Genomic DNA, 26327 nt, shown 5'->3' with positions numbered 1-26327 from the left:
ATTTACTTTTCACGTATACGATGTGTGGCGTACAGCAAGCGACCGGAGCAGGTAATGACGAGTAAAACAGGCCAGCGAGACGCCATCCCTCTGCAGGATAAAGATGAAGGGATTTACCAGGCGTTAATGAACGCCATTGTTGAGCATCAGCTGCCGCCGGGCAGTAAATTGCCGGAAGAGGCGCTTTCCGGGGTCTTCGGTGTGAGCCGCACCGGCATCCGCAAAGTGCTGCAACGCCTCGCAGCGGTGCAGATGGTCACCCTGACGCCCAAACGTGGTGCGCAGGTCTCCACACCCGGCGTTGAAGAGGCGCGGGATATCTTCTCAACCCGCAGTTTAATGGAGTGCGCTAATCTGCCAGCGGTACTGGCCCATCTGCAGCCCCCGCATCTGGTGGCGCTGGAGCAGCTCATCGCGCAGGAGAATCAGGCGCACGCCGCTCATGATGGCCCGGCAGCCATCCGGCTCTCAGCGGCGTTTCATATTCAGTTGCAGGCGATCTCCGGGAATCAGGTGCTCACCGGCATGGTGACCAGCCTGACGCAGCGTTCGTCGCTGGTGATCGCCGCCTATGGCGCACCCTGGCAGCGTGGCTGCCGCTGTGACGATCATACGAATCTGCTTCAGTTACTACGCGCGCGTGCGCTGCAGCCGCTGACGCAGGCACTGCAGCATCACTTTGAGCACATTGTCTCCAGCCTGCACTTCGAACGCAGCGGGGAAACGCTGCCCGATTTTTCCCGACTGTTTGCCACAGGCTCTGGAGCTGCCTTATGAGCCTGATTCAGGTTATCAACCCCAACACCAGCCTGGCGATGACCGAAACCATCGGTCAGGCCGCGCGCGCGGTCGCTGCGCCAGGTACAGACATTCTGGCTGTTTCGCCGTCGCAGGGCGTTCCCTCCATTGAAGGGCACTTTGATGAGGCGATCGCCGCCATCGGCGTACTTGAGCAGATAAAACTGGGCAAAGAGCAGGGCGTTAGCGGCCATGTCATCGCCTGTTTTGGCGATCCGGGTTTACTGGCGGCACGCGAGCTGGCCAGCGGACCGGTGATCGGCATTGCGGAAGCCGCGATGCATACCGCTACGCTGCTGGCGACGCGTTTCTCCATTGTCACCACGCTGCCGCGTACCCTGGTGATTGCGCGTCATCTGCTGCAGCAGTATGGCTTTACCCATCACTGTGCCGCGCTGCATGCCATCGATCTGCCGGTACTGGCGCTGGAGGATGGCAGCGGCCTGGCGCAGGAAAAAGTGCGGCAGCGCTGTATACAGGCGAAACGGGAAGATGGCAGCGGGGCGATTGTGCTGGGCTGTGGCGGGATGGCGACGCTGGCTGGAGAGCTGACCCGGGAGCTGGGTCTGCCGGTGATCGATGGTGTCAGCGCGGCGGTAAAAATGGTCGAGTCGCTGGTGGCGCTTGGCTTTGGCACCAGCAAACATGGTGATCTGGCCTGGCCTTTGCAGAAACCTCTCTCAGGTGCGTTTCAGCATCTAAACTAACGGAACGTTCCCGACTCAAGACAGGAAGCGAGTGATGACTGACGCTGCAGAGAAGAAAGAGTACAGCTTTAACAAAAACTATCCGCGCGATTTAATCGGTTATGGCGCTCATCCGCCGCACGCCGCCTGGCCCAACAACGCCCGTGTGGCGGTCCAGTTTGTTCTGAACTATGAAGAGGGCGCAGAAAACAGCGTGCTGCACGGCGATACCGGCTCAGAGCAGTTCCTCTCCGACATCATCGGGGCAGCCAGTTATCCCGATCGCCACATGTCAATGGAGTCGCTGTATGAGTACGGCTCACGCGCCGGTTTCTGGCGTATCCACAATGAATTCCAGAAACGCGGTCTGCCGTTAACGGTTTTCGGCGTGGCGATGGCGCTGGCGCGTCATCCGGAAGTCGTCGAGGCGATTAAACAGGCTGACTACGATGTGGTCAGTCACGGCTGGCGCTGGATCCACTATCAGGGCATGGATGCAAAAACCGAACGCCAGCATATGCAGCAGGCGGTCGATGTGCTGGTCGATCTGTTTGGTAAAGCGCCGACCGGCTGGTACACCGGCCGTGACAGCCCGAATACCCGTCGGCTGGTGGTGGAGCAGGGCGGTTTCAGCTATGACAGTGACTACTACGGCGACGATCTGCCTTTCTGGACCCAGGTCACCTGTCAGGATGGAACGGTTAAACCGCACCTGATTATCCCCTACACCCTGGAGTGCAATGACATGCGCTTTGCCTCGCCGCAGGGATTCAACACCGCCGAACAGTTCTTTACCTATCTGCGCGACAGCTTCGATGTGCTGTATGAAGAGGGCGAAACCGCACCGAAGATGATGTCGATCGGTATGCATTGCCGCCTGCTGGGTCGTCCTGGCAAATTCCGCGCGCTGCAGAATTTTCTCGATCACCTCCAGCAACATGAGGATGTCTGGATCTGTACCCGTCAGCAGATCGCTGACCACTGGATCAACACGCACCCGGCACCTTAAGCCGGTTCCGGCGCTCGCCCCGCGTTGATCGGGCGAAGCGCCGGACGATGTCAGCTCATCAGGCTGACCTGCGCCGCCACGATACACCAGCCGTGGGGCATGCGTACCCAGGTCTGCTGCTGGCGGCCAGTTTTATCGCTGCCGGTGCGGGTAAATTCGGTGCTGCAGACCGCATAATCCTCGCCAAAGGTGGTGATCACGGTGTTTCGCAGCGTCCGGTTCAGCCCGGCTGAAGGACGCGCGGCGCGAAAGGCCCGAATCTCATCAATGCCATACAGATTCTCACCCGCGCCGAGACGCACGGTTCGCGGGTCGTGCCAGAACAACGCATCCAGTTCGGCCACGTCATTGCTGACCAGCGCCTGCTCGTAGCGGTAAAACTGCGCCGTCACCTCGGTGACCACCTGCGGTAAATTAATCTCTCTGTTCATCAGGCTCCAGCCATATTGATTTGCGGTATCGTCATGCCGCGTTGTTCCAGTGCCCAGGCGGCACGTAACACCGCCTCTTCATTAAACGGACGGGCGATAAGCTGTAATCCAATCGGCAGACCGCTTCGGGTCGCCAGCGGCACGGTACAGACCGGCAATCCCAGGAAGGAGATCGGCTGCGTCAGCATACCCATGCTCGCCTTAGCCGGCAGCGATTCCCCCTGAATCGACAGGGTCTGCTGACCGATAGTGATCGCGCTGCAGGGTGTCGCCGGCGCTATCAGCACATCAAACCGATCAAACAGCGGCAACACCTGCTGCTGGAAATGGCGGCGGAAACGCTGCGCCTGCACGTACCAGGCACCTGGCATCATGGCACCGGCCAGCAGACGCTCGCGTGAGTTAGGCTCAAACTGCTCAGGCATCTGGCGCAGGGCGGGCAGATAGTGATTGCCGCCCTCTGCCGCAGTCATGATAAACGCCGCCGAGCGTGCCAGCTCAGCGTCCGGCATCAGCACCTCTTCCTGTGCATCAAGTGCAGCCGCGACCACCGCGACGGCAGCGCGGGCATCCTCATCGCACCAGCGGGCAAAAAAACCACCCAGTACGCCGCAGCGCAAGCCTTCGCTGCCCTGTGACAGCCCTGGTAGCGTCGCGGCCAGCGGGTGAGCGGCCTGAAACGCATCGGTAGGGTCTGCGCCCTGCAACAGATCATAGACCAGCGACAGGTCTTCAACCCGTCGCGCCAGAGGACCGATGTGATCGAGGCTGGCGACAAACGGATGGCTGCCGCTGCGTGATAACCGGCCAAAGGTCGGCTTAAGACCAAAAATACCGCACAGCGACGCGGGCACCCGAATCGAGCCGTTGGTGTCGGTGCCCAGCGAAAAGTGGACCAGACCGGCGGCCACGGCAGCCGCCGAACCGCCTGACGAGCCGCCAGCCACGCGGCTGAGATCGCGCGGATTGTGCGTCGCGCCGTAGTGGCTGTTTTCGGTGGTAAAACCGTAGGCGTAGGCATCCATGTTCAGCATGCCCGACAGCAGCGCACCAGAGCGACGCAGTTTATCGACGGCAAACGCATCTGCACGTGCCGCCGGCCGGTCGCTGAACAGGCTGGCACCGGCCAGGGTAGTGTGCCCCGCCACATCAAACAGGTTTTTTACCGCATACGGGATGCCCGCCAGCGGTGGCAGGGTTTCGCCGCGCTGCCGCTGCGCATCAATCGCACTGGCTTCTTTTAACATGCGCGGCCCGGTCATTTCCGTCCAGGCATTCAACGCCGGATTGTGCTGCTCAACCGCCTGCAGCGTGCGCTTTGCCACTTCCAGCGCACTGATTTCACCCTGCTGAATCGCCCGCTGCAGGGTCTGAATCGAAACGTCACCTAATCTCATGCCTGGTATACTCCTGCCACTTCAAGCCGGTCATCCAGCGGAAACGCCATTAGCGGCGCGGCCATCTCCGCGATACGCGACAGCTGGATCAGCAGTTCAGCGCGGCGGGCGTCATCCAGTTCCAGTTGCAGTATCTGCTCCATATGGCCGATGTAGCTGGCCCAGTCGTGTTGATTCATGATTCGCTCCTGTTAAAAACCGGCGGCGCTGCCGTTACTGCGTGGATCGCTTGCGCCCTCAAACATGCCGTTGCTGTGGCGCACAATGGCGCCCGCATGGCCCACGGATTCGCTGAAGTCCGGCAGCAGCTCCACCTCATGTCCCCACAGACGCAGCATCAATACCGTTTCGTCGTCAAAACGACCTTCCAGTTTCAGCGAGTCTGATGATTGCCCCCAGGTCCGGCCCAGCAGCCAGCGCGGCGCACTGACCGCCTGTTGTAACGGCAAGCCCTGAATCACATGACGGGTAAAAATCGCCGCCTGAGTCTGCGGCTGACCATCCCCACCCATCGCGCCATACACCAGCGTCCGGCCATCTTTCAGCCGTGCGGCGGCAGGATTCAGGGTATGAAACGGCTGCTTACCGGGTGCCAGGGCCAGCAGATGGTCAGGATCGAGGCTGAAAGCGGCGCCACGGTTCTGCCAGGTAATACCCGTGCCGGGCAGCACCACACCGCTGCCAAATTCGTGATAAATGCTCTGAATAAAGGAGACGGCCAGACCGCTGCTGTCCATCACGCCCATCCACACCGTATCGCCCGGCCCGCGTCCGTTACCCCATGCCGCGGCCTCACCATCGGTGATCTGGCTGGCGAGCGTGGCAAGGTGATCGCTGTCCAGCAGCGCCTGCAAATCTTCCGTGACGTGACGCGGATCGGTGATGTGTTTGTCGCGCAGCGCAAACGCTTTTTTGGTGGCTTCCACGATACGGTGCACCGTCTGCGCATCGTCAGCCTCCGCCATCTCCAGCCGATCGGTGATGCCCAGGATCGCCAGCGACACCATGCCCTGCGTTGGCGGGGTGATATTCCAGATATCACCTTCGCTGTGGGAGAGATGCAGCGGCGTCGTGCGGCGGGCGCGATGCTGCTGCAGATCGGCCAGCGTCACCGGCATGCCCAGCGTAGCCATCTCATCGGCCATATGGTGAGCCAGCGGGCCGCGATAAAAGCTGTCGAGCCCCTCTTCAGTAAGCTGGCTCAGGGTGTTCGCCAGGGCGGGCTGGGTAAAACGGCTGCCTGGCTGCGGCACGTTGCCGTCAGGCATAAAGGTGGCGCTGAAGCCGGGCTGATGCTGCAATTCACTGCGGAACGTCGCGGTGGCGGCGCTCTGTGAGGCGGTCACCGGAATACCGTCGGCGGCGTAGCGAATCGCATCGCGCAGCAGACGTGCCAGCGGCAGCGGCGGGGTGCCCATCTCAGCCGAGAGATTCAGTGCCTCCTGCCAGCCGCTGACCGTACCGGCCACGGTCAGTGCCGCTTTCGGCCCGCGATGCGGAATCTTAGGGTGATCGGCGTAGAAATCGTGATGGGCCAGCGAACCGGCTGCGCCGCTGGCGTCGATAGCGACAGGATCGCCGCCAGGCGGCAGAATCAGCCAGAAGCCATCGCCGCCCAGTCCATTCATATGCGGGTAGACCACGGCGATGGTCGCGGCAGCGGCTACCATCGCTTCAATGGCATTACCGCCATCACGCAGTACCGCGAGTGCGCTTTCACTCGCCAGATGGTGTGGCGTCACCGCCATCCCCTGCGGGGCCATATTGCTTTGAATCATCTTTTTCTCGTTCTTCGGGTAACAGAACCCATATCAAAGCAAGAGCTGTTCCAGTTTTCACCCTGAGCTGACAATGCGCCGGTTAACCTGGCGTAAATTGTGCTAGCTTCTGCTGCAACAAAAGTTACAGGACGGGTTATGAAACAGCTTGATGAACGGCTCAGAAGTCACTATCCCCAGCTCTCTCCGCAGGAGCAGCGCATTGCCGACTTCGTGTTTGACCACTTCGATGACCTGATCAGCTACAACAGTGCTGAGCTGGCGCGGCTCAGTGGCGTGTCGAAAGCCACGGTCAGCCGGCTGTTTAAGCGTCTGGGCTATGAAAAGTACAAGGATATGCGTGATGAGTTACGCATCCTGCGCCAGAGCGGCATGCCACTGACCGATAATCGTGATGCGGTGCAGGGCAATACGCTGCTGGCGCGACACTACAAGCAGGAGATGGCTAACCTGACGCAGTGGGTGAACAGTCTGGATGCCCGGCACTTTAATGAGGTTATCCAGCAGCTGGCGCAGGCAAAACGCGTCTTTATCATCGGCATGCGCAACGCCTATCCGGTGGCACTGCATCTGCGACAGCAACTGGTGCAGGCGCGTTCGCAGGTACATATCCTGCCGCAGCCGGGCCAGACGCTGGCTGAGGAGCTGGTGGATATTACGCCGGAGGATATGGTGGTCGTGATGGCCTTCCGTCGTCGTCCCCGCATCATTCGCCCGCTGATGCAGCAGTTGCAGGCTGCCGGTATCCCGCTGCTGGCGCTATGTGAGCCGCAGGCGCAGACGGTGATTGCGCTGGCGCGCTGGCAGCTCTGTACGCCGCTGGACAGCGTTTCTGCCTTTGACAGTTATGGCTCAGCCATGAGCCTGGTTAACCTGATTGCCAATGCACTGCTGCATGAAATGCTGGCGCAGGGACGCCAGCGCATTCATCAGATCGCCGACCTTTACCAGCAGTTTGAAGAGCTGGAGCACCGCTAACAGGCACCGTTTTGGTGCTTTGCCCCATTTCAGAACAGACCTTCCCCTGGCGTAGTCGTCCCGATTACGCCAGATGTCAGCTGAACCCTCTGCCGCTTAACCCTTTTTCTATTGCCACCCGGATTGGCACATTAGTTGCAGATTACATGTCAAAGAATCTTTTGTTTCACGTTAATCTCACCGGGGTGCATAATGAAAAAAGTTTTAATGGCGGTTGCGACAGCGGCATTACTGATGGCACAAGCGGGAAGCGCGCTGGCCGATCAACTGCAGGACATCCAGAAACGCGGCGTCATTCGCATCGCCGTGCCGCAGGATTTCCCGCCGTTTGGCTCGGTCGGCACCGATCTGCAGCCGCAGGGATATGACATCGACACGGCAAAATACCTGGCAAAGCAAATGAAACTTAAGTTGCAGCTGGTGCCGGTCAGCAGTGCCAACCGCGTGCCTTATCTGCAAACTGACAAGGTCGACCTGGTGATCTCCAGCATGGGTAAAAATGCCGAGCGGGAAAAAGTGATCGACTTCACCCGCGCCTATGCACCGTTCTTCCTGGGCGTATTCGGGCCGAAAGGCGATGAAATCAAAGCGGCGTCTTCCCTGAGCGGCAAATCGATTGGCGTGACGCGCGGTGCGGTAGAGGACATGGTGCTCAGTGACGTTGCGCCGAAAGACGCACAGGTGAAACGTTACGAAGATAACAATACTACCTTGTCTGCGTATCTCTCCGGTCAGGTGCAGTATGTGGCGACCGGCAACCTGGTGGTCGCTGCCATTGCCCGCCAGAATCCGGCCAAAGCGCCGGTGGCGCAGTTTATGCTGAAAGATTCTCCCTGCTATATCGGCCTGAAGAAAGATCAGCCGGCACTGAAAGCGAAAGTGAATGCGCTGATTGAGCAGGGCATCAAAGATGGCACCCTGAATAAACTGTCAGAAGAGTGGCTGAAAGCGCCGCTGCCCGCCAGCATCGGCGCCTGAGGAAAGATTCATGACCGGGCAACTTAACTTTCCCGCCCTGTGGCCCTACTGGCCGGAGCTGCTCTCCGGTCTGTGGGTCACCATCCAGCTGACGGTGCTCGCGACCACCGGTGGCGTGGCGCTCGGCATTGCGGGCGCGGCGCTGCGCAGTGGCAGACCCAGCTGGATGAGCCGCCTGTGGGGCATCTATGTCGAGCTGATCCGCAATACGCCGTTTGTGGTGCAACTGTTCTTTATTGTGTTTGGTCTGCCTGCGCTGGGGCTGAAACTCACTGCTGGCGAGGCGGCGCTGCTGGCGATGCTGATCAACCTTGGTGCTTATAGCACCGAGATCATTCGTGCCGGGATTCAGGTGACACCCAAAGGGCAGTGGGAAGCGGGACGGGTGCTGGGGTTAACCCGCAGCCAGACATTTCTGCGGGTGGTCTTACCGCCCGCGCTGCAGCGCATTTACCCGGCGCTGGTGAGTCAGTGCATCATCGTGATGCTGGGGTCGTCGGTGGTGTCGCAGGTCTCCTATGAGGAGCTGACCTTCGCCGCCAACCTGATCCAGTCGCGCACCTTCTTAAGTTTTGAGGTCTATCTGGTGACCACGCTGATCTACCTGGCGTTGTCGATTGCGATGCGCCATCTGCTGCTGGCGATTGGCCGTAAATGGTTTGGAGTGCAGCCATCATGATGACGACCTTTACCGACTGGGACATCCTGCGCAATCTGCTGCTGGCGGCACGCTGGACTCTGTTGCTGTCGCTGGTGGCCTTTGTCGGCGGCACGCTGGTGACGCTGCCGCTGCTGTTTATGCGCCTGCTGCAACGCAAATGGTTAACGCGCCTGGTACGCGGTTACACCGCACTGTTTCAGGGCACGCCGCTGCTGATGCAGCTGTTCCTGGCGTTTTTCGGCGTCGGCCTGTTCGGCATTGATGTTGCGCCGTGGACGGCGGCCTCGCTGGCGCTGACCTTCTACACCAGCGCTTTTCTGGTCGATATCTGGTACGGCAGCATCCGTGCCCTGCCAAAAGGCCAGTGGGAAGCGTCGCGCTGCCTCGGCCTGACCTTTGGTCAGACGCTGTGGCGGGTGGTTGCGCCGCAGGCGATCCGCATCGGTATCGCGCCGACGGTGGGCTTTGCGGTCCAGGTGATCAAGGGCACCGCGCTGGCGTCAATTATCGGTTTTATTGAGCTGACTAAAGCGGGCACCATTCTGAACAACGTGACTTATCAGCCGTTTAAAGTCTTTGGGCTGGTGGCGCTGGGCTACTTCCTGATGTGTTATCCGCTGTCTCGCTACAGCCAGTATCTGGAGAAAAAATTCAATGCCGCTCATCACCATTAATCAGGTGCAAAAATATTACGGCGACAACCATGTGTTGAAAGGCGTGGATCTGGATATCGACATGGGCGAGGTGATCTCCATCATCGGTCGCAGCGGATCGGGCAAAAGCACGCTGTTGCGCTGCATGAACGGGCTGGAAGGCTATCAGGAGGGCAGCATCAAGCTCGGCGGTATGACGATTACCGATCGCGACTCGCAGGCGCGGGAAATCAGCCGCTCGGTCGGGATGGTGTTTCAGAGCTTCAACCTGTTCCCGCACATGACGGCACTGGAGAACGTGATGCTGGCACCGCGCCGGGTGCTGAAAAAAAGCGAGGCCGAGTGCCGGGCGCTGGCGGCGCAGATGCTGGAGAAGGTCGGGCTGGGCGAGCGTCTCAACTACTATCCTGCCAGCCTCTCCGGCGGTCAGCAGCAGCGCGTGGCGATCGCCCGTGCACTGGCGATGACGCCGAAAGTTTTACTCTGTGATGAGATCACCTCCGCGCTCGATCCCGAGCTGGTGGGCGAAGTGCTTAAAGTTCTGGAGCAGCTGGCGTCAGAAGGGATGACGCTGATCCTCGTCACGCATGAAATGAGCTTCGCCCGCGACGTGGGCGATCGTGTGGTCTTTATGCATCAGGGGCGCGTCTGGGAGCAGGGCAACAGTAAGACGCTGTTCGCTCAGCCGCAGTCACCGGAGCTGAAGCAGTTTATCTCTTCGGTTCGCCTCTGATTCTGAAAAAGGAAATTACGATGGATATCAATCACTACCCGCAACTCAATCCGCCACAGCGTCTGCTGATGGGACCGGGACCGATCAACGCCGATCCACGCGTGCTACGCGCCATGTCGAGTCAGCTGCTGGGTCAGTACGATCCCGCGATGACCCATTACATGAACGAAGTGATGGCGCTCTATCGCGGTGTATTCCGCACAGAGAACCGCTGGACGCTGCTGATTGACGGCACCTCCCGCGCCGGTATCGAATCGATTCTGCTGTCATCGATCCGGCCTGGCGACAAAGTGCTGGTGCCGGTGTTTGGCCGTTTCGGGCATCTGCTGTGCGAAATTGCCCGCCGCTGTCGTGCGGAAGTGCACACCATTGAAGTGCCGTGGGGCGAAGTCTTTACCCCCGACCAGATTGAAGATGCAATCAAAAAAGTGCGGCCGCGCCTGCTGCTGACCGTGCAGGGCGATACCTCAACCACCATGCTGCAGCCGCTTGAGCAGCTGGGTGCGATCTGCAAACAGTATGGCGTGCTGTTCTACACCGATGCCACTGCGTCGCTGGCGGGTAACGCGCTGGAAACGGATGCCTGGGGGCTCGATGCCGTATCTGCGGGGATGCAGAAATGCCTGGGCGGTCCATCGGGCACCTCGCCGATCACGCTGAGTGCAGAGATGGAAGCGGTGATCCGCAAACGCAAATGCGTAGAGCAGGGGATCCGTACCGAGGCGCATCAGGATGGCGAAGAGGAGATGATCTACTCTAACTATTTTGATCTCGGCATGATCATGGATTACTGGGGGCCGGAGCGGCTCAACCACCATACCGAAGCGACCAGCGCGCTGTTTGGCGCGCGCGAGTGCGCCCGTCTGATCCTGCAGGAGGGGCTGGACAACGGCATCGCCCGTCACAAACTGCATGGTGAAGCATTGCTGAAAGGCATTCAGGGGATGGGGCTGGAGACCTTCGGCGACCTCAAACACAAAATGAACAATGTGCTGGGCGTGATGATCCCGTCCGGCGTAAACGGCGATCAGGTGCGCAAACTGATGCTGGAAGATTTCGGCATTGAGATTGGCACCTCGTTTGGCCCGCTGCATGGCAAGGTGTGGCGCATCGGCACCATGGGTTATAACGCGCGCAAAGATTGCGTGATGCAGACGCTCTCCGCGCTGGAAACGGTACTGACCTATGTCGGCTATCGCACGCCGCAGGGTGCCGCCGCGCAGGCCGCCTGGGATCACTACGGGAGCCACGCATGATGATGAGCGCCAGCGAAGCCCAGGCCGCAGCACAGCGCGTTATGGCGCGCTGCGATACGCTGGCAGCGATCAGCGAAACGGCCGAGGGGCTGACCCGCGTTTACCTCTCACCCGAACATCTGCGCGCCAACGCCTGTGTCGGTGAGTGGATGCAGGCGGCGGGGATGCAGGTGTGGCAGGATGAGGTCGGCAATATCTGTGGGCGCTACGAGGCGGCAGAAGCGGGAGCACCCGCGTTACTGCTTGGCTCGCATCTCGACACGGTGCGCAACGCCGGTCGCTACGACGGCATGCTGGGCGTGCTCAGCGCCATTGAAACCGTACAGTGGCTTAACGAACATCAGCGCCGCCTGCCGCTGGCAATTGAGGTGATTGGTTTTGGCGACGAAGAGGGCACCCGTTTTGGCATTACGCTGCTCGGCAGTCGTGGCATTACCGGCAGCTGGCCGCAAAGCTGGGTGACGCATCCCGATGGCAACGGCATCACCGTGGCGCAGGCGATGGCCGATGTCGGACTCGACAGCGACAAGATCGCATCTGCGGCGCGGCGGGTTGAGGATATCGTTGGTTATCTTGAGCTGCACATCGAGCAGGGCCCCTGCCTGGAGCAGGAGGATCTGGCGCTGGGCGTAGTCACGGCGATCAACGGTGCACGCCGCCTCAACTGCCGTTTCACCGGAGAAGCGGGCCACGCGGGCACGGTGCCGATGACCCACCGCAAAGATGCGCTGGCTGCCGCTGCCGAGTGGATGGTGTTTATCGAGCAGACCACCCGTGAGCAGGACCCGCAACTGGTCGCCACCGTTGGTACGATTAACTGCGCGCCGGGGGCGGTCAATGTAATCCCTGGCGAGGTATCGCTGTCGCTTGACGTGCGCGGTCCGCTGGACAATCCGCTGGAGACACTGCTCTCCAGCCTGTTAACCCAGGCGGAGGCGATTGCGCTGCGGCGCGGTCTTCGATTCGAGTCGAACGAATATTATCGCATCGGTGCCACCGCCTGTGACTCCGCGCTGCAACAGGCGCTGAGTCATGCGGTGGAAACGGTGCAGGGTCGCAGCCTGTCACTGCCGAGTGGCGCGGGGCACGACGCCATCGCTATCGCTGAACGCTGGCCGGTCGGCATGTTATTTGTGCGTAACCATCGCGGTATCAGCCACCATCCGGCGGAGTCCGTGGCGGTAGCTGATGTGGCGCCCGCACTGCAGGCATATTTACAGGCGGTCTCGCTGATTGCTGAACGGAGCTGAATATGGAATTAGCCGCATTTAATCAGCTGCCTGCTGACGAGGCGCAGGCGGCCATCCGGCATTGTGTCGCCATCCCGCACTGGCAGCAGTCGCTGGTAGCGGCCCGGCCTTTTGACACCCTGGATGCGCTACGGGCAACCGCCGATGCACTGGCCCGCCAGTGGCAGCAGCCTGAGCTGGAGGCAGCACTGTCGGCGCATCCGCGCATTGGCGAACGCGCGAACGGCGCGGATAAAGAAGCGGCACTTTCACGCGGAGAACAGTCTGCGATGCAGCAGGCCGATAGCGCTTTGCAGCAGGCGATGCAGCAGGGGAATCAGGCTTATGAAACGCGTTTTGGCCGGGTGTTTCTGATTCGCGCTAAAGGGCGCAGTGGCGAGGAGATGCTGGCAGAGTTGCAGCGTCGGTTGCAGAATAACGATCTGACCGAGCAGCAGGAGGCGCTGGATCAGCTGCGTGAAATTACCCTGTTACGCCTGAAGGAGACGATTCAATGAGTACTGTTACCACCCATATTCTGGACACGGCGCTGGGCAAACCGGCCAGCGGTGTAGCGATTTCACTTGAGCAGAACAGCCCGGAAGGGTGGTTTCCGATTTCACAGGGTGAAACCGACAGCGACGGGCGTCTGAAAGATCTGACGCCCGAGCCGCTGACGCCGGGCCACTACCGTTTAACGGCAGAAATCGGCGACTATTTTGCCGCCGCTGGTCGGGATGCACTCTACGTCAGCGCGCAGATCGATTTTATGATTGCCGAAGCGGGCAGCCATTTTCATCTGCCGTTTCTGATTTCGCCCTGGTCGTGGTCAACCTATCGCGGCAGTTAATGGGCTGACTGCCCGCCCGTCATTCACAGCGAAAAGCGATCCGCATCCTGCCAGGCCGGGAAGCGCTCGCGATAAGCATTCAGGGCGTCCAGCGACAGCTCTGCGTCCAGCCTGGCGCGCTGGTGCGGCTCAGCCGCGCTGAGGATCTCACCCTGCGGTGAAATAATCTGGCTGTCGCCGCTGTATTCATGCTGATTACCGTCACTGCCGACGCGGTTACAGCCTGCCACATAAGCCTGATTTTCAATTGCCCGCGCCAGCAGCAGTGCCTGCCAGTGCAGGGCACGCGGTGCAGGCCAGTTGGCGACATAGAGCGCCAGATCGTAATCGTTGCGGTTGCGCGAGAAGACCGGGAAACGCAGGTCGTAACAGATTTGCGGCAGGATGCGCCAGCTGCGCCACTCAAACACCTGACGCTGTTCGCCAGGCAGATAGTGGTGATGCTCGTCCGCCATGCGGAACAGGTGGCGCTTGTCATACTGATGCAGCGTGCCGTCCGGCTCCACCAGCAGGAAGCGGTTTACCGCGCCGTGTTCGGTCTGAATCGCCGCACTGCCGCCGACCAGGGCATCGTTGCGACGGGCATGCTGATGCAGCCACTCCACCACCTGTGCCTGTGGCAGCGAGCTTTTCGCTGCTTCCATTGCAAAGCCGGTGGTAAACATCTCTGGCAGTAAAATCAGATCGCGCCCGGTGAGTCCATCCAGTTGCTCATCAAAATGGCGCAGGTTGGCCTCGCCATCCATCCAGCTCAGCGTCTCCTGCAGTAACGTGATTTTTAAAGCTGACATAAGCGCTCCGCGGCGGCATCTAATGTCGCCGGCTGTTTGGCAAAACAGAGGCGGATCAGTTTATGAGGAAAGGGATCGGCGCAGAACACCGACAGAGGAATCGCGGCAACGCCCACTTCGCGGGTCAGCCACTGGCAGAAACTGACATCATCCAGATCGGAGAGGGCGCTGTAATCGACCAGCAAAAAGTAGGTACCTTCGCAGGGAAGCACCTTAAAGCGGCTGCTGCTTAGCGCCGTTGCGAGCCGATCGCGGCGGTCGCGATAAAACGCCGGCAGCTCAAGATAGTGCTCCGGATGCTCACGCAGCATATCGGCAATCGCCAGCTGCGCCGGCGTATTCACGGAGAAGGTCAGATACTGATGCACCTTGCGCAGTTCCGCGCTGATCGCGGCAGGGGCAATGCAGTAGCCCACTTTCCAGCCGGTCATATGGAAGGTCTTACCAAACGATGACACCGCGATAGCACGCTGGCGCAGTTCGGGATGTGCCAGCACGCTGGCGTGGCCCGCCTCATCGAAGCAAATGTGCTCATAGACTTCGTCGCTCAGCACATAGACCGGCCGCGCAGCAATCGCCTGCCACAGCGCGGCGAAATCCTGCTGCTGCCAGACGGTGGCGGAAGGATTGTGCGGCGTATTCAGGATTACCAGCCGGGTTTTATCACTCAGCAGCTCAGCAAACGCCTGCCAGTCCACCCGGAAAGCGGGCGGCTGCAGCGTAACGCGTTTCATCACGCCGCCCGACAACTCTACCGCTGGCGCATAGCTGTCGTAGCTGGGATCAAAGCAGATCACTTCATCGCCCGGCCGCACCAGCGCGGTAATCGCCGCATAAAGCGCTTCGGTTGCGCCCGCCGTCACCGTAATCTCCGATTCGACATCAGGACGATAGTCATAAAGCCGCGCGGTTTTCTCTGCTATCGCCTCACGTAACGGCAGCGCACCGGTCATCGGCGCGTACTGGTTCGCGCCCTGGCTGACGTGATACGCCAGCCGCTGCTGCAGATAGTCCGGGCCGCTAAAATCGGGAAAGCCCTGAGAGAGATTGATGGCGTTATGCTGCTGCGCCAGCGCACTCATCTGGCTGAAAATGGTGGTGCCGAGCAAAGGGAGTTTACTCTCGGGGATCAGGTTGTGCTGCGTCATGATGTCAGGCCTTAAGCGCGAAGATTGATGCGGTGTCACCCGGTGTTTGTGCCACTATAAACAGGATGGTAGTATTTGGCAATCAAGACGCTTAGATGGCTAAATGCGTCATGCTCCACACCTCAGCTTCGTTTGCTGACCCCGGTCACTGACAAGTGTCAGCTCCCGGGAATGCGCGCACTTGCTGACTGTTTAAGACTTTCAACCTGTTGTAATTTTATAGCCATTACCGTTATCTGAGCCACCCGGAATCCTATTTCACCGTAAGGAACTTTTATGTCGCAGAGTCTTCCATTAGATCAGCTGGTCGCCGCCTGTCACTGGATTGGCGCGAAAGGCTGGGCTCCGGCCACCGGCGGGAATATGTCGGTGCGCCGCGATGAACATGTCTGCCTGCTGAGTGAATCGGGCAAAGATAAAGGCACGCTGACGCGGGATGACTTTATCGAGGTCGATATTGCCACCAGCCAGTCGCTTTCTGGCCGTAAGCCGTCGGCAGAAACCGGGCTGCACACGATGATCTATCGCCTCTTTCCAGAAGCGGGCGCGGTACTGCATACCCACACCGTGAATGCGACGGTGCTGTCGCGGGTGGAGCAGGGGGCGGCGCTGCTGCTGCACGGCTATGAGATGCAAAAATCGTTAAGTGGTCAGCACACCCATCTGGATACGCTGGCCATTCCTGTGTTCGACAACAGCCAGGACATTGCGGCGCTGGCGTCAGAAATTGAAGATTACGCCGCCCGCTTTCCGCTGCGTTACGGCTTTCTGCTGCGCGGTCACGGCTTAACCTGCTGGGGCCGGGATGTCAGCGAAGCACGCCGTCATCTGGAAGGTCTGGAATTTTTATTTGAATGTGAACGTCAACGTCGCCTGCTGGAGAGAGCATGATTCGCGCCATTGTTACGGATATCGAAGGCACCACCAGCGATATCCGTTTTGTACATAACATCCTGTTTCCCTACGCCCGCCAGCATCTGGCGAGCTTCCTGCGTGAAAATGCGCATCAGCCTGACGTCGCCGCAGCCCTGCAGTCGGTGCGTGAGGAAGCTGGTCAGCCACAGGCTGATCTGGCCGCGGTAACGGACATTCTGCTGGGTTTTATGGATCAGGATCGTAAATCAACCGGCCTGAAAGCGCTGCAGGGCATGATCTGGCGCGATGGCTATGTTAACGGCAGTTTTACCGGTCATCTCTATCCCGACGTCCTGCCCGCACTGAACCGCTGGAAAGCGCAGGGCATTGAACTGTATGTATATTCCTCCGGCTCGGTTGCGGCGCAGAAATTGTTATTTGGCTACAGCGACGAAGGTGATATTACTGACCTCTTCAGCGGCTATTTTGATACGCACGTGGGTGCCAAACGCGAAGTCGCAGCCTATCGCGCTATCGCCGCTGAAATTGGTCAGCCAGCGGAGCAGCTGCTGTTTCTCTCCGATATTCATCAGGAGCTGGATGCCGCCGCTGAGGCGGGCTGGCAGACGCTGCAATTACTGCGTGGCGATGCGGACGGCGAGAGCCGCCATCGTCAGGTGACAGATTTTTCCCAGATTAACCCGGAGTCGATTTAGGATGAGCGCACTGACTATTTTTACCGACCGCGAAGCCAGCCAGCCGGTGTGGCACAGCACCGACGAGGAAGAAATTCGTGAACGCCTGAGCGCCAAAGGTGTCCGTTTTGAGCGCTGGGAAGCCGATCGCGATCTGGGTGAAAATCCGGATCCCGAAACGGTAATCAAGGCCTATCAGCATGCGATCGATCGGCTGGTGGCGGAAAAAGGCTATCAGAGCTGGGACGTGATCAGCATGCGCGCCGATAATCCGCAGAAAACCGTGCTGCGCGAGAAGTTCCTCTCGGAACATACGCACGGTGAAGATGAGGTGCGTTTCTTTGTTGAGGGTGCCGGACTTTTCTGTCTGCACCTGGATGGCGAGATCCTGCAGATCCTCTGCGAAAAAAACGATCTGATCTCGGTACCTGCGGGAACACCACACTGGTTTGATATGGGATCGTCACCGCACTTCACGGCGATCCGCATTTTCGATAATCAGGAAGGCTGGGTAGCGAACTTTACCGGCGATAAGATTGCGGATGCTTATCCGCGTCTGGCGTAATACGTCAGCCGATGGGGTGAGGCGTTTGCTATGAGCGGCAAACGCCTTGCAGGCCGCTATTTTGGCTGGAAAATGCCATCCTGCACCTGGTCAGGCGTGACGACGCCGGTGTCCAGTACCCAGCCGCTGATCAGGGGGGCGGGCGTGACATCAAACGCCGGGTTATAGACCTTCGCCGCTTCCGGCGCCCACTGCACGCTGCCAAAACTGCCGGCAACGCCTGTTACTTCACTGGCGGCGCGCTGCTCAATAGGAATCGCTGCGCCGTCCGGACAGCTGCGATCCAGCGTGGTATGCGGGGCGGCCACGTAAAACGGAATCTGATGATAATGGGCCAGCACCGCCAGGCTGTAGGTGCCGATTTTATTGGCCACATCGCCGTTGGCGGCAATGCGGTCAGCGCCGACCCACACGGCGTCGACCTCTCCACGGGCCATCAGACTGGCGGCCATGGAATCGGTAATCAGGGTGTAAGGAATCGCCAGCTCGCCCAGCTCCCAGGCGGTTAACCGGCCGCCCTGTAACAGCGGACGGGTTTCATCAACCCAGACATTCTTAATCAGCCCCTGCTGATGGGCACGGGCAATCACGCCAAGGGCGGTGCCCACACCGGCGGTGGCCAGTCCGCCGGTATTACAGTGGGTCAGCAGCTGGCTGCCGGGTTTCACCCGCATACAACCCGCGTCAGCGATGGCGTCACACAGCTGCTTATCTTCCTGCACCAGCCGCCAGGCTTCCTCTGCCAGCACGGGGGCAAAGTCCGGCTGCGCCAGCGCCAGTTTCATCCGGTCCAGATTGTTCATCAGATTGACAGCGGTAGGGCGCGCAGCGCGCAGGGTCTCCAGCGCCTGCGCCAGTTCAGCGCGCGTCTGCCCCTGTTCTGCCAGCAACGCCAGCAGCAGCGAGGCGGAAAGGCCGATCAGCGGCGCACCGCGAACCCGCAGCGCATGAATATGTTCAATCAGCTGGGGCACGCTGTGCGCGGGCAGCCAGTTCTTTTGCTGCGGCAGTGCCTGCTGATCCAGAATCCAGAGCTGACTGTCACGAACCTGTAAGCTGGTGGTTTGAAGTGTCTGCATTGTGGGTGAAATCCATGTTGCGTTAATGACACCTATTGTGCCAACATGCTGAACGGATGTATAGACGTCTGAACGGCTTATTACACCCAGGTTATCCCCCTTCGATTGATGAGGAACAGGCAATGTCGCAATACCGTACCTTTACTGCTGCTGATGCTGTGGAATATGCCCGACAATTTGGCGGCGTGGACAATCCTGCCGCGCTGAGCAGCGCAGAAGAGATTGGTGATGGCAACCTCAACCTGGTATTTAAAATTTATGACGATCAGGGTAACAGTCGGGTAGTGGTCAAGCAGGCGCTGCCCTATGTGCGCTGTGTGGGTGAGTCCTGGCCGCTGACGCTGGATCGGGCGCGGCTGGAAGCGCAGACCCTGGTCGAACATTACAAATATTGTCCGCAGCACACGGTGAAGATCACCCATTACGATGCGGAGCTGGCGGTGATGGTAATGGAAGATCTCTCCAGCCATCGCATCTGGCGCGGCGAGCTGGTGAAGGGGGCTTATTACCCGGAAGCGGCTCAGCAGTTAGGCGACTATCTGGCACAAACCCTGTTTCATACCTCCGATTTCATCCTGCATCCGCACCAGAAAAAAGCGGAAGTGGCGCGTTTCATTAATCCGGAAATGTGTGAAATCACCGAAGATCTTTTCTTTAACGATCCCTATACCGACCATGAGCGCAATAGCTATCCCGAAGCGCTTGAACCGCTGGTCGCCAGCCTGCGTAATGACGATGCACTGCGCATTGCGGTGGGCGGTCTCAAGCATCGTTTCTTTGCCCATGCCGAAGCGCTGCTGCATGGTGATATTCACAGCGGATCGATTTTCGTTGCTGATGGCAGCCTGAAAGCGATTGATGCGGAGTTTGGCTATTTTGGCCCTATCGGTTTTGATGTCGGCACCGCCATCGGCAACCTGCTGATTAACTACTGCGGCCTGCCGGGTCTGCTGCCACCGCGTGAGGCCGCCGATGCACGCGAGCAGCGCCTCAGCGATGTGCATACGCTCTGGACCACCTTTGCCGCGGGCTTTCTGGCACTGGCGGCAGAGAAAACCCGCGATGAGGCACTGGCTTATCCAGGCTATGCCGAGGCGTTTCTGCGTAAAGTTTGGGCCGATACCATTGGTTACTGCGGCACCGAACTGATTCGCCGCACGGTGGGGATGTCACACGTGGCGGATATGAAGCTGATTGCCGATCCGGCAATGCGTACCGACTGCATCCGTAATGCAATTAATCTGGGACGCACGCTGATTCTGGCGGCCGGTCACGTAGAAGACGCGGATGCGCTGATTGCCCGCATCCGTCAGGCAGGATAAAAAAGGCCGACATGATGTCGGCTTTCAGGTAAAGCAAAGGCCAGCTGTGAGGGCGTGCCCGCGCCGGAAACAGGGTCAGCTCGGAAAGTCGCTAAAGCCATCCCTGGCTCGCTCGGCCCGCGTCGTCCTGACGCGGGATGCTTTCCTCTTCTGACCCTGTTCCCTGCGCCTTAAGCTAATCGATTGTGGTCAGATTCACCTGGATTTGTCATTGTCAGCTCTTTTGGCCGACGAGGCGTGACCTCTGAAAACAGTGCTGACCCCCATCGCTTTAAGTTCAGTACTCTGTGCCGACATCACATCGGCCCTGAACCTTATGCCGCCTCACTCGCCCGTGACGCAGGCTGAGGGGCTTTCTCTGGCACCGGCACTGCCAGCGCATCCGCCTCAAACTCATCGACGTTAATCGAACGCAGACGACTGGTCTCTGCACGCTGCAACACTTCAGCCTCTTTAGCATCAATCCAGCCCTGTTCCAGCGCGCGCTTCGCCAGCGCATCCAGCCGGGTAAAGGAGAGGTGCTGCTTCGTCTGTTTGCACAGTCTGTCATGGATCACTTCTGCCGCCATCACATCCTGCAACGCCTGTTCCAGCTGACCGGCAGGGTTGTGCTCGCTGGGCGTCAGGTACATGCCACGGCCCAGACGACTGCGGGTAGCTGACGGCTGTTGCAGCAGTTTTGCCAGCTGATGGTCCAGACGATCAGACGGAGCAGGGCAGTGATGACCGCCTGCAAAAATAGTCATCCGCAATGCGCCCGCGACCAGACGGTTCGGGAAGTTACGCAGCAGATCGTCCATCGCGACTTCCGCCTGATGTAACGCATCCTGCACGCCCCAGTGAACCAGCGGCAGATCGGCTTCGTTGCGGCCTTCATCGTCGTAGCGTTTCAGCGTCGCCGAGGCAAGATAGAGCTGGCTCAGCACATCGCCCAGACGCGCCGAGATACGCTCACGACGTTTCAGGCTGCCCCCCAGCACCGCCATCGACACATCAGAGAGCAACGCCAGGTTGGCACTGATGCGGTTCAGATGCTGATAGTAACGGCGGGTGCCATCGCGGGTCGGAGTGGCGCTGGTACGTCCGGCCGTTAAGCCCAGCCACAGGCTGCGCAGGGTGCTGCTGCCGACATAACCAATATGGCTGAACAGCGCCTGATCAAATGCGTTAACATCGTTGCTGGCTGCCGCCGCCATTTCCTGCAGTACATAAGGATGGCAGCGAATCGCACCCTGTCCGAAGATAATCATGCTGCGGGTCAGAATATTAGCGCCCTCTACTGTGATAGCGATGGGCGCACCCTGATAGGCGCGGGCCAGGAAGTTGCTGTTACCCAGCATAATGCCTTTGCCGCCGGCAATATCCATGGCGTCGATAATGGCGCGCTGACCGCGATGGGTGCAGTGATATTTCACAATCGCCGACAGCACGGCCGGTTTTTCACCCTGCATAATACCGGCCGTAATCAGTGTGGCCGCCGCATCCATCACATATGCGTTACCGGCAATGCGCGCCAGCGGCTCTTCAATTCCTTCCATCTTACCGATTGAGACGCGGAACTGACGACGGATATGGGCATAGGCGCCTGTCGCCAGCGCCACACTTTTCAGGCTGCCGGTTGAGTTCGATGGCAGCGTAATGCCGCGACCTACAGACAGACACTCCACCAGCATCCGCCAGCCCTGACCGGCCATTTGTGGGCCGCCGATAATATAGTCAATCGGCACAAAGATATTATTGCCGCGTGTCGGCCCGTTCTGGAACGGCACGTTAAGCGGGAAGTGGCGATGACCAATCTCCACGCCGGGCGTGTTGGTCGGGATCAGCGCACAGGTAATGCCAGGATTCTCGTTATCGCTGAGCAGATGATCCGGGTCGGAGAGTTTAAATGCCAGGCCCAGCACGGTGGCGATCGGTGCCAGCGTGATGTAGCGCTTGTTCCAGGTCAGCCGCATGCCCAGCACCTGCTGACCCTGCCATTCGCCCATGCAGACCACGCCGGTATCGGGGATGGCTCCGGCATCTGAGCCCGCTTCCGGGCTGGTCAGCGCAAAGCAGGGGATCTCATCGCCGCGTGCCAGCCGGGGTAAATAGTGATTTTTCTGCTCTTCAGTACCGTAGTGTTGCAGCAGTTCGCCCGGACCTAATGAGTTAGGCACGCCCACGGTAATCGCCAGAATCCCGGAGACACCCGACAGTTTTTGCAGCACGCAGGCCTGCGCATAGGCGGAGAAATCGAGTCCGCCATACTCTTTTTTAATAATCATCGCGAAGAAACGATGCTCTTTCAGATAGGCCCACATTTCCGGAGGCATATCCGCCAGCTCATGGGTGATCTGGAAATCGTTGGCCATGCGGCACGCTTCTTCAACCGGACCATTGAGAAAAGCCTGCTCATCGGCGGTCAGGCGCGGCTGCGGATAGTTGTGCAGCTTCTGCCAGTCTGGTTTGCCCTGAAACAGATCGCCTTCCCACCAGGTGGTGCCCGCATCGATCGCTTCTTTCTCGGTGCGCGACATCGGCGGCATCACCTGCTGGAAGCGCTGAAAAATCGGCTTTGAAAACAGGCTGCGGCGCAGTGACGGCAGGTTGAACGGCAGCAGGATGATCGCCAGCGGCAATAGTAACCATGGCGTCCAGAGGTGAGCAACAGCCATCGCGGCAGTCCACAGCAGCAGAATCGCACTGCTGAGCCGCAACGACAGGCGGTGATAGAACAGGGCGCCAATCAGCGCCACCGTGGCAAGTATCGAGACAACCATCATAATGAACCGCTCCAAGTAGTAAGAGGTCTGACCTGTTATGTAGAGAGGTTTAGAGCAGTTGGGTTGATTTATCAATTTGTTTACATCGCAATTACAACCTGCCTCACAAAAACCGATTTCTGTCCATTTCTGCATCACCTGCTGCAGCGATAATCGCCGCCACTGCCTGGCCAGCCGTGGCATGACGCTTTGCGCTGACCGGCCATTCCGTTAAACTTGCTGCGATTAACCTCTTCTAAAAAAGGACATCCCTATGTACCAGGACATTATCCGCTCTGAGCTTAATGAAGCTGCTGATACGCTGAATAAATTCCTCAGCGACGAGGCCAATATCCATGCGATCCAGCGTGCTGCGGTGCTGCTGGCTGACAGCTTTAAGGCGGGCGGCAAGGTGCTTTCCTGCGGTAACGGCGGTTCACATTGCGATGCGATGCATTTCGCTGAAGAGCTGACCGGTCGCTACCGCGAAAATCGTCCTGGCTATCCGGCGATTGCCATCTCTGATGTCAGCCATCTCTCCTGCGTCAGTAATGATTTTGGTTATGACTATGTCTTTTCACGCTATGTGGAAGCGGTAGGGCGTCCGGGCGATGTGCTGCTGGGCCTCTCAACTTCCGGTAACTCTGCCAATATCATTAAAGCGATTGACGCTGCCCGTGCGCAGGGGATGAAAGTCATCACCCTCACCGGTAAAGATGGCGGTAAGATGGCAGGCAGTGCCGACATTGAAATCCGGGTGCCACACTTTGGTTATGCCGATCGCATCCAGGAGATCCACATTAAAGTGATCCACATTCTGATGCTGCTGATCGAAAAAGAGATGGTGAAGTAACTGTGCTGGCCTCCCGCCTGACGGGAGGTCGCTTACTCTAAGGCGGTGGCTATGTGCGAATTGCTCGGGATGAGCGCCAATGTTCCCACGGATATCTGTTTCAGCTTTACCGGTCTGGTTCAGCGTGGCGGAGGAACCGGGCCTCACAAAGATGGCTGGGGCATTACCTTCTACGAAGATAAAGGCTGTCGTACGTTTAAAGACCCGCTGCCGAGCTTTAACTCGCCGATTGCGCGTCTGGTGCAGGAGTATCCGATCAAATCGCATTCGGTGGTGGCGCACATCCGCCAGGCGAATCGCGGTCAGGTATCGCTGGAAAATACCCACCCGTTTACCCGCGAGCTGTGGGGCCGCAACTGGACCTATGCGCACAACGGGCAGCTCAGGGGCTATCGGCAACTGGAGACCGGCACATTCCGGCCGGTGGGCGAAACGGACAGCGAGAAGGCGTTCTGCTGGATCCTGCATCAGCTGGCAACGCGCTATCCGCGCACGCCAGGCAACTGGCCTGCGGTATTCCGGTTTATCGGGGAGCTTGCCGGCACATTGCGGCAGAAGGGCGTGTTTAACATGCTGCTGTCAGATGGTCGTTATCTGATGGCCTTTTGCTCCACCAATCTTTACTGGATCACCCGCCGCGCACCGTTTGGGCGGGCGCAGTTACTGGATCAGGATGTGGAGGTTGATTTTCAGCAGCACACCACGCCGCATGACGTGGTGACGGTGATTGCGACGCAGCCACTGACGGCCAATGAAACCTGGCAGCGGATCGTGCCAGGTGAATGGGCGTTATTCTGCCTTGGAGAGCGCCAGGAATGAACGTGAAGCGGCTTCGGGACTGGCTAAAACCGGTGCCGGGCTGCTGTTCATCACATATTTACCGCTGGCGACATTGACCATCGGCGGCTGGTGATATTTAGCAAAGTAAGCGTATCCCGGCTGCAGCTGCTGCCAGAAACTGGCATAGGTGGAGTAGCGGTGACGCTGCATATTGCTGTCGGTCATGCGGAATGGATAGATGCTGATGCTGATATCCTGCTGGCCGTTACGCAGCGCGGCATTCACATAGGTAAAAATCTCATCCATATAGGCGTTAGTCATGGCATAGCAGCCAATCGACTTACAGTCGCCATGAATCATCAGGTAATTGCCGCTGTAGCCCTGATTACGATCGTACTGATTCGGAAAGCCGATGTTGATCGCGCGATAAAACCGGCTATCCGGCTTCAGCTGATTCAGCTTCACGTTGTAAAAACCTTCCGGGCTTTTGAAATCGCCTTCACGGCGTTTCGGGCCGAGGCCGCCAGAAAAGTTACAGATGCGGTAGGTGTCCAGCAGGCGGTATTCGTTACCGATTTTGCCGTAGAGTTCGAGCGTGCGTTCTTCCTTGAAGATCTGGATATAGACCGGGGTGCCGAGTAACTGCTTCTTTAATTCTTTGCTGACCGGTGCCGTTGAGACGGGTTCGGGTGTCATTGCCATGCTGAGGGCTGGCAGTAAAATCATCGCAAACAGGAGTGCGATTTTGCCCATGCTGTGTGTACCTTGAGGTGAAGAGAACATGACGCAAAATGTGCGTCTCTGTTTGCATTATCGGAACTGTCCGCTACCGCAGCGCAACATTAAACATTGTCTGTTTTTTTAGCAAGACGGCGTCAGCCAAATTCGCGATTTACTGAAAGATATTCGGCCAGAAATTTGTAAACTTTAATCGTCAACGCGACAAATATTGCAGTTACCCCTGCCAACTGTATACTTATCCAGTGCCGGAGGGGGTATGCGTAAAATCATTCATGTCGATATGGACTGCTTCTATGCCGCGGTGGAGATGCGTGATAATCCCCAGCTGCGCGACATCCCGATCGCCATTGGTGGCAGCCGCGAGCGTCGCGGCGTGATCAGCACCGCCAACTATCCGGCGCGCAAATTTGGCGTGCGCAGTGCGATGCCCACCGGCATGGCCCTCAAGTTATGTCCGCATCTGCGTCTGCTGCCAGGACGCTTCGACGCCTATAAAGAAGCCTCCGCGCAGATCCGCGACATCTTTACCCGCTATACACCGCTGATTGAACCGCTCTCCCTCGATGAAGCTTATCTGGATGTTACCGACAGCCCGCACTGTCACGGCTCTGCCACGCTGATGGCGCAGGCGATCCGCGCCACCATCTACCGTGAAACCGGGCTTACCGCCTCCGCGGGCATCGCCCCGATTAAATTTCTGGCGAAGATCGCCTCTGACCTGAATAAGCCGGACGGGCAGTTCGTGATTACCCCGCCGGAGATGTCCGGTTTTCTGCTAACCCTGCCGCTGGCGAAGATCCCTGGCGTTGGCAAAGTCTCGGCCAAAAAACTGGAAGAGATGGGGCTGGTAACCTGTGGCGACGTGCAGAAGGCAGACTTAGCGCTGCTGTTAAAGCGCTTTGGCAAGTTTGGCCGGGTGCTGTGGGAGCGCAGCAATGGCATTGATGACCGCAGCGTGATCGTTGAGCGCGAGCGTAAATCGCTGGGGGTTGAACGGACGCTGGCGGAAGATATCAGCGACTGGGATGCCTGCCTGGAAATTATCGATTTTCTCTACGCCGAACTGGATCGCCGGCTGACGCAGATCCGACCTGACAAGCAGGTGGCGCGTCAGGGCGTCAAACTGAAGTTCAGTGATTTTCAGCAGACGACCCAGGAGCATATCTGGCCAGTGCTGAACAAAGAGGACATGATTGCCATCGCCCGTAAAACCTGGGATGAACGTCGTGCCGGGCGCGGCGTGCGGCTGGTAGGATTACATGTGACTATGGTTGATCCCCAGCTGGAGCGTCAGCTACTGCTGGGTCTGTAACCGTC

28 protein-coding genes are annotated in these 26327 nt (G+C 58.7%); 19 read left to right on the top strand and 9 right to left on the bottom strand.

The annotated features are described in order from the left end of the window. Nucleotides 1-54 precede the first annotated feature (54 nt). Genes AC0T7J_RS20320 through puuE form a run of 3 tightly spaced genes read left to right on the top strand, consistent with a single transcriptional unit; the run spans nucleotide 55 to nucleotide 2493 of the window. The gene (locus AC0T7J_RS20320) at nucleotides 55-777 is read left to right on the top strand and encodes a GntR family transcriptional regulator (RefSeq protein WP_473796450.1); all 723 of its coding nucleotides are present in this window, start codon (nucleotides 55-57) and stop codon (nucleotides 775-777) included. Then, the gene (gene hpxA / locus AC0T7J_RS20315; RefSeq protein ID WP_473796447.1) at nucleotides 774-1505 is read left to right on the top strand and encodes an allantoin racemase; all 732 of its coding nucleotides are present in this window, start codon (nucleotides 774-776) and stop codon (nucleotides 1503-1505) included. Before AC0T7J_RS20320 ends, hpxA begins: the two co-directional genes overlap by 4 nt. Before the next feature lie 34 nt (nucleotides 1506-1539). Continuing rightward, nucleotides 1540-2493, top strand: coding sequence for an allantoinase PuuE (gene puuE, locus AC0T7J_RS20310; protein ID WP_163841887.1), 954 nt, complete (start codon nucleotides 1540-1542; stop codon nucleotides 2491-2493). A 50-nt stretch (nucleotides 2494-2543) separates the two neighbouring features. Here puuE and hpxZ read toward each other — a convergent pair whose 3' ends face one another. Genes hpxZ through AC0T7J_RS20290 form a run of 4 tightly spaced genes read right to left on the bottom strand, consistent with a single transcriptional unit; the run spans nucleotide 2544 to nucleotide 6099 of the window. Beyond that, on the bottom strand, nucleotides 2544-2924 hold the full coding sequence (hpxZ, locus tag AC0T7J_RS20305; RefSeq protein ID WP_473796444.1) for an oxalurate catabolism protein HpxZ: 381 nt from the start codon (nucleotides 2922-2924) through the stop codon (nucleotides 2544-2546). Next, nucleotides 2924-4321: an AtzE family amidohydrolase gene (locus AC0T7J_RS20300; RefSeq protein WP_473796441.1), complete on the bottom strand. Its 1398-nt coding sequence runs from the start codon at nucleotides 4319-4321 to the stop codon at nucleotides 2924-2926. Before AC0T7J_RS20300 ends, hpxZ begins: the two co-directional genes overlap by 1 nt. Beyond that, nucleotides 4318-4500, bottom strand: coding sequence for an oxalurate catabolism protein HpxX (hpxX, locus tag AC0T7J_RS20295; RefSeq protein WP_003852562.1), 183 nt, complete (start codon nucleotides 4498-4500; stop codon nucleotides 4318-4320). The genes AC0T7J_RS20300 and hpxX overlap by 4 nt, the downstream gene beginning before the upstream one ends. Before the next feature lie 12 nt (nucleotides 4501-4512). After that, entirely contained in the window at nucleotides 4513-6099 is a 1587-nt protein-coding gene (locus tag AC0T7J_RS20290) for a gamma-glutamyltransferase family protein (RefSeq protein ID WP_033766591.1), read from the bottom strand. A gap of 138 nt (nucleotides 6100-6237) precedes the next feature. Here AC0T7J_RS20290 and hpxU point away from each other — a divergent pair, with 138 nt between their 5' ends. From hpxU to uraH, 9 genes are all read left to right on the top strand, one after another. Continuing rightward, nucleotides 6238-7077 carry a MurR/RpiR family transcriptional regulator HpxU gene (hpxU, locus tag AC0T7J_RS20285; RefSeq protein ID WP_157351585.1) on the top strand — a complete coding sequence of 280 codons (840 nt, stop codon included), beginning with the start codon at nucleotides 6238-6240 and terminating at the stop codon, nucleotides 7075-7077. Between the two features lie 192 nt (nucleotides 7078-7269). Next, complete coding sequence (locus tag AC0T7J_RS20280; RefSeq protein WP_473796436.1) at nucleotides 7270-8055, top strand: transporter substrate-binding domain-containing protein; 786 nt, start codon at nucleotides 7270-7272, stop codon at nucleotides 8053-8055. A gap of 10 nt (nucleotides 8056-8065) precedes the next feature. Further along, a complete protein-coding gene (locus AC0T7J_RS20275; protein WP_010255155.1) occupies nucleotides 8066-8734 on the top strand; it encodes an amino acid ABC transporter permease in 669 nt (222 codons plus the stop codon). Further along, a complete protein-coding gene (locus AC0T7J_RS20270) occupies nucleotides 8734-9390 on the top strand; it encodes an amino acid ABC transporter permease (RefSeq protein ID WP_031590401.1) in 657 nt (218 codons plus the stop codon). The genes AC0T7J_RS20275 and AC0T7J_RS20270 overlap by 1 nt, the downstream gene beginning before the upstream one ends. Beyond that, complete coding sequence (locus AC0T7J_RS20265) at nucleotides 9371-10102, top strand: amino acid ABC transporter ATP-binding protein (RefSeq protein ID WP_473796432.1); 732 nt, start codon at nucleotides 9371-9373, stop codon at nucleotides 10100-10102. Before AC0T7J_RS20270 ends, AC0T7J_RS20265 begins: the two co-directional genes overlap by 20 nt. A gap of 20 nt (nucleotides 10103-10122) precedes the next feature. Then, complete coding sequence (locus AC0T7J_RS20260) at nucleotides 10123-11358, top strand: pyridoxal-phosphate-dependent aminotransferase family protein (RefSeq protein ID WP_010671148.1); 1236 nt, start codon at nucleotides 10123-10125, stop codon at nucleotides 11356-11358. Further along, nucleotides 11355-12608, top strand: coding sequence for an allantoate amidohydrolase (gene hpxK, locus AC0T7J_RS20255; protein ID WP_473796429.1), 1254 nt, complete (start codon nucleotides 11355-11357; stop codon nucleotides 12606-12608). The genes AC0T7J_RS20260 and hpxK overlap by 4 nt, the downstream gene beginning before the upstream one ends. A 2-nt stretch (nucleotides 12609-12610) precedes the next feature. Then, nucleotides 12611-13105, top strand: a complete 495-nt coding sequence (uraD, locus tag AC0T7J_RS20250) for a 2-oxo-4-hydroxy-4-carboxy-5-ureidoimidazoline decarboxylase (RefSeq protein WP_473796426.1) — start codon at nucleotides 12611-12613, stop codon at nucleotides 13103-13105. Then, nucleotides 13102-13437, top strand: coding sequence for a hydroxyisourate hydrolase (uraH, locus tag AC0T7J_RS20245; RefSeq protein WP_010671151.1), 336 nt, complete (start codon nucleotides 13102-13104; stop codon nucleotides 13435-13437). The genes uraD and uraH overlap by 4 nt, the downstream gene beginning before the upstream one ends. Nucleotides 13438-13460: 23 nt before the next feature. On the opposite strand, the gene AC0T7J_RS20240 is transcribed toward uraH, so the two are convergent. Continuing rightward, complete coding sequence (locus tag AC0T7J_RS20240) at nucleotides 13461-14228, bottom strand: amidohydrolase (RefSeq protein WP_208443784.1); 768 nt, start codon at nucleotides 14226-14228, stop codon at nucleotides 13461-13463. Beyond that, on the bottom strand, nucleotides 14216-15376 hold the full coding sequence (locus AC0T7J_RS20235; RefSeq protein ID WP_473796422.1) for a pyridoxal phosphate-dependent aminotransferase: 1161 nt from the start codon (nucleotides 15374-15376) through the stop codon (nucleotides 14216-14218). The genes AC0T7J_RS20240 and AC0T7J_RS20235 overlap by 13 nt, the downstream gene beginning before the upstream one ends. A gap of 276 nt (nucleotides 15377-15652) precedes the next feature. Here AC0T7J_RS20235 and AC0T7J_RS20230 point away from each other — a divergent pair, with 276 nt between their 5' ends. From AC0T7J_RS20230 to AC0T7J_RS20220, 3 genes are read left to right on the top strand one after another with little or no spacing between them, the layout of a single operon-like run. After that, a complete protein-coding gene (locus AC0T7J_RS20230; protein WP_010255165.1) occupies nucleotides 15653-16267 on the top strand; it encodes a methylthioribulose 1-phosphate dehydratase in 615 nt (204 codons plus the stop codon). Continuing rightward, nucleotides 16264-16947, top strand: coding sequence for an acireductone synthase (gene mtnC, locus AC0T7J_RS20225; RefSeq protein ID WP_473796419.1), 684 nt, complete (start codon nucleotides 16264-16266; stop codon nucleotides 16945-16947). The genes AC0T7J_RS20230 and mtnC overlap by 4 nt, the downstream gene beginning before the upstream one ends. A 1-nt stretch (nucleotide 16948) precedes the next feature. Continuing rightward, nucleotides 16949-17491 (top strand): 1,2-dihydroxy-3-keto-5-methylthiopentene dioxygenase, encoded by a 543-nt coding sequence (locus tag AC0T7J_RS20220; RefSeq protein ID WP_473796416.1) that lies wholly within the window; start codon nucleotides 16949-16951, stop codon nucleotides 17489-17491. A gap of 56 nt (nucleotides 17492-17547) precedes the next feature. Here the strand turns inward: AC0T7J_RS20220 and mtnA are convergent, their stop codons facing one another. Further along, nucleotides 17548-18570, bottom strand: coding sequence for an S-methyl-5-thioribose-1-phosphate isomerase (gene mtnA / locus AC0T7J_RS20215; RefSeq protein WP_473796413.1), 1023 nt, complete (start codon nucleotides 18568-18570; stop codon nucleotides 17548-17550). A gap of 122 nt (nucleotides 18571-18692) precedes the next feature. Between mtnA and mtnK the strand changes: the two genes are divergently transcribed. Beyond that, nucleotides 18693-19892 (top strand): S-methyl-5-thioribose kinase, encoded by a 1200-nt coding sequence (gene mtnK, locus AC0T7J_RS20210; RefSeq protein WP_473796410.1) that lies wholly within the window; start codon nucleotides 18693-18695, stop codon nucleotides 19890-19892. Between the two features lie 314 nt (nucleotides 19893-20206). On the opposite strand, the gene fadE is transcribed toward mtnK, so the two are convergent. Continuing rightward, nucleotides 20207-22657, bottom strand: a complete 2451-nt coding sequence (gene fadE / locus AC0T7J_RS20205) for an acyl-CoA dehydrogenase FadE (RefSeq protein ID WP_473796408.1) — start codon at nucleotides 22655-22657, stop codon at nucleotides 20207-20209. A 253-nt stretch (nucleotides 22658-22910) separates the two neighbouring features. Between fadE and lpcA the strand changes: the two genes are divergently transcribed. After that, the gene (gene lpcA / locus AC0T7J_RS20200; protein ID WP_473796405.1) at nucleotides 22911-23489 is read left to right on the top strand and encodes a D-sedoheptulose 7-phosphate isomerase; all 579 of its coding nucleotides are present in this window, start codon (nucleotides 22911-22913) and stop codon (nucleotides 23487-23489) included. A 51-nt stretch (nucleotides 23490-23540) separates the two neighbouring features. Then, nucleotides 23541-24308: a class II glutamine amidotransferase gene (locus AC0T7J_RS20195; protein ID WP_010255181.1), complete on the top strand. Its 768-nt coding sequence runs from the start codon at nucleotides 23541-23543 to the stop codon at nucleotides 24306-24308. Here the strand turns inward: AC0T7J_RS20195 and dpaA are convergent. After that, nucleotides 24279-25022: a peptidoglycan meso-diaminopimelic acid protein amidase gene (gene dpaA, locus AC0T7J_RS20190; RefSeq protein WP_010255183.1), complete on the bottom strand. Its 744-nt coding sequence runs from the start codon at nucleotides 25020-25022 to the stop codon at nucleotides 24279-24281. The genes AC0T7J_RS20195 and dpaA overlap by 30 nt on opposite strands. Nucleotides 25023-25266: 244 nt before the next feature. Here dpaA and dinB point away from each other — a divergent pair, with 244 nt between their 5' ends. Further along, entirely contained in the window at nucleotides 25267-26322 is a 1056-nt protein-coding gene (gene dinB / locus AC0T7J_RS20185) for a DNA polymerase IV (RefSeq protein WP_031590388.1), read from the top strand. The last annotated feature ends 5 nt before the right edge of the window (nucleotides 26323-26327 follow it).

Source organism: Pantoea sp. E956-1 (assembly GCF_982223955.1).
This window is presented reverse-complemented; position numbering and strand designations above follow the sequence as displayed.

What these genes read in the sequence shown, in the direction of transcription:
- AC0T7J_RS20320 (WP_473796450.1), top strand. Translation starts at nt 55, where the DNA reads ATGACGAGTAAAACAGGCCAGCGAGACGCCATCCCTCTGCAGGATAAA.
- hpxA (WP_473796447.1), top strand. Translation starts at nt 774, where the DNA reads ATGAGCCTGATTCAGGTTATCAACCCCAACACCAGCCTGGCGATGACC.
- puuE (WP_163841887.1), top strand. Translation starts at nt 1,540, where the DNA reads ATGACTGACGCTGCAGAGAAGAAAGAGTACAGCTTTAACAAAAACTAT.
- hpxZ (WP_473796444.1), bottom strand. Translation starts at nt 2,924, where the DNA reads ATGAACAGAGAGATTAATTTACCGCAGGTGGTCACCGAGGTGACGGCG.
- AC0T7J_RS20300 (WP_473796441.1), bottom strand. Translation starts at nt 4,321, where the DNA reads ATGAGATTAGGTGACGTTTCGATTCAGACCCTGCAGCGGGCGATTCAG.
- hpxX (WP_003852562.1), bottom strand. Translation starts at nt 4,500, where the DNA reads ATGAATCAACACGACTGGGCCAGCTACATCGGCCATATGGAGCAGATA.
- AC0T7J_RS20290 (WP_033766591.1), bottom strand. Translation starts at nt 6,099, where the DNA reads ATGATTCAAAGCAATATGGCCCCGCAGGGGATGGCGGTGACGCCACAC.
- hpxU (WP_157351585.1), top strand. Translation starts at nt 6,238, where the DNA reads ATGAAACAGCTTGATGAACGGCTCAGAAGTCACTATCCCCAGCTCTCT.
- AC0T7J_RS20280 (WP_473796436.1), top strand. Translation starts at nt 7,270, where the DNA reads ATGAAAAAAGTTTTAATGGCGGTTGCGACAGCGGCATTACTGATGGCA.
- AC0T7J_RS20275 (WP_010255155.1), top strand. Translation starts at nt 8,066, where the DNA reads ATGACCGGGCAACTTAACTTTCCCGCCCTGTGGCCCTACTGGCCGGAG.
- AC0T7J_RS20270 (WP_031590401.1), top strand. Translation starts at nt 8,734, where the DNA reads ATGACGACCTTTACCGACTGGGACATCCTGCGCAATCTGCTGCTGGCG.
- AC0T7J_RS20265 (WP_473796432.1), top strand. Translation starts at nt 9,371, where the DNA reads ATGCCGCTCATCACCATTAATCAGGTGCAAAAATATTACGGCGACAAC.
- AC0T7J_RS20260 (WP_010671148.1), top strand. Translation starts at nt 10,123, where the DNA reads ATGGATATCAATCACTACCCGCAACTCAATCCGCCACAGCGTCTGCTG.
- hpxK (WP_473796429.1), top strand. Translation starts at nt 11,355, where the DNA reads ATGATGATGAGCGCCAGCGAAGCCCAGGCCGCAGCACAGCGCGTTATG.
- uraD (WP_473796426.1), top strand. Translation starts at nt 12,611, where the DNA reads ATGGAATTAGCCGCATTTAATCAGCTGCCTGCTGACGAGGCGCAGGCG.
- uraH (WP_010671151.1), top strand. Translation starts at nt 13,102, where the DNA reads ATGAGTACTGTTACCACCCATATTCTGGACACGGCGCTGGGCAAACCG.
- AC0T7J_RS20240 (WP_208443784.1), bottom strand. Translation starts at nt 14,228, where the DNA reads ATGTCAGCTTTAAAAATCACGTTACTGCAGGAGACGCTGAGCTGGATG.
- AC0T7J_RS20235 (WP_473796422.1), bottom strand. Translation starts at nt 15,376, where the DNA reads ATGACGCAGCACAACCTGATCCCCGAGAGTAAACTCCCTTTGCTCGGC.
- AC0T7J_RS20230 (WP_010255165.1), top strand. Translation starts at nt 15,653, where the DNA reads ATGTCGCAGAGTCTTCCATTAGATCAGCTGGTCGCCGCCTGTCACTGG.
- mtnC (WP_473796419.1), top strand. Translation starts at nt 16,264, where the DNA reads ATGATTCGCGCCATTGTTACGGATATCGAAGGCACCACCAGCGATATC.
- AC0T7J_RS20220 (WP_473796416.1), top strand. Translation starts at nt 16,949, where the DNA reads ATGAGCGCACTGACTATTTTTACCGACCGCGAAGCCAGCCAGCCGGTG.
- mtnA (WP_473796413.1), bottom strand. Translation starts at nt 18,570, where the DNA reads ATGCAGACACTTCAAACCACCAGCTTACAGGTTCGTGACAGTCAGCTC.
- mtnK (WP_473796410.1), top strand. Translation starts at nt 18,693, where the DNA reads ATGTCGCAATACCGTACCTTTACTGCTGCTGATGCTGTGGAATATGCC.
- fadE (WP_473796408.1), bottom strand. Translation starts at nt 22,657, where the DNA reads ATGATGGTTGTCTCGATACTTGCCACGGTGGCGCTGATTGGCGCCCTG.
- lpcA (WP_473796405.1), top strand. Translation starts at nt 22,911, where the DNA reads ATGTACCAGGACATTATCCGCTCTGAGCTTAATGAAGCTGCTGATACG.
- AC0T7J_RS20195 (WP_010255181.1), top strand. Translation starts at nt 23,541, where the DNA reads ATGTGCGAATTGCTCGGGATGAGCGCCAATGTTCCCACGGATATCTGT.
- dpaA (WP_010255183.1), bottom strand. Translation starts at nt 25,022, where the DNA reads ATGGGCAAAATCGCACTCCTGTTTGCGATGATTTTACTGCCAGCCCTC.
- dinB (WP_031590388.1), top strand. Translation starts at nt 25,267, where the DNA reads ATGCGTAAAATCATTCATGTCGATATGGACTGCTTCTATGCCGCGGTG.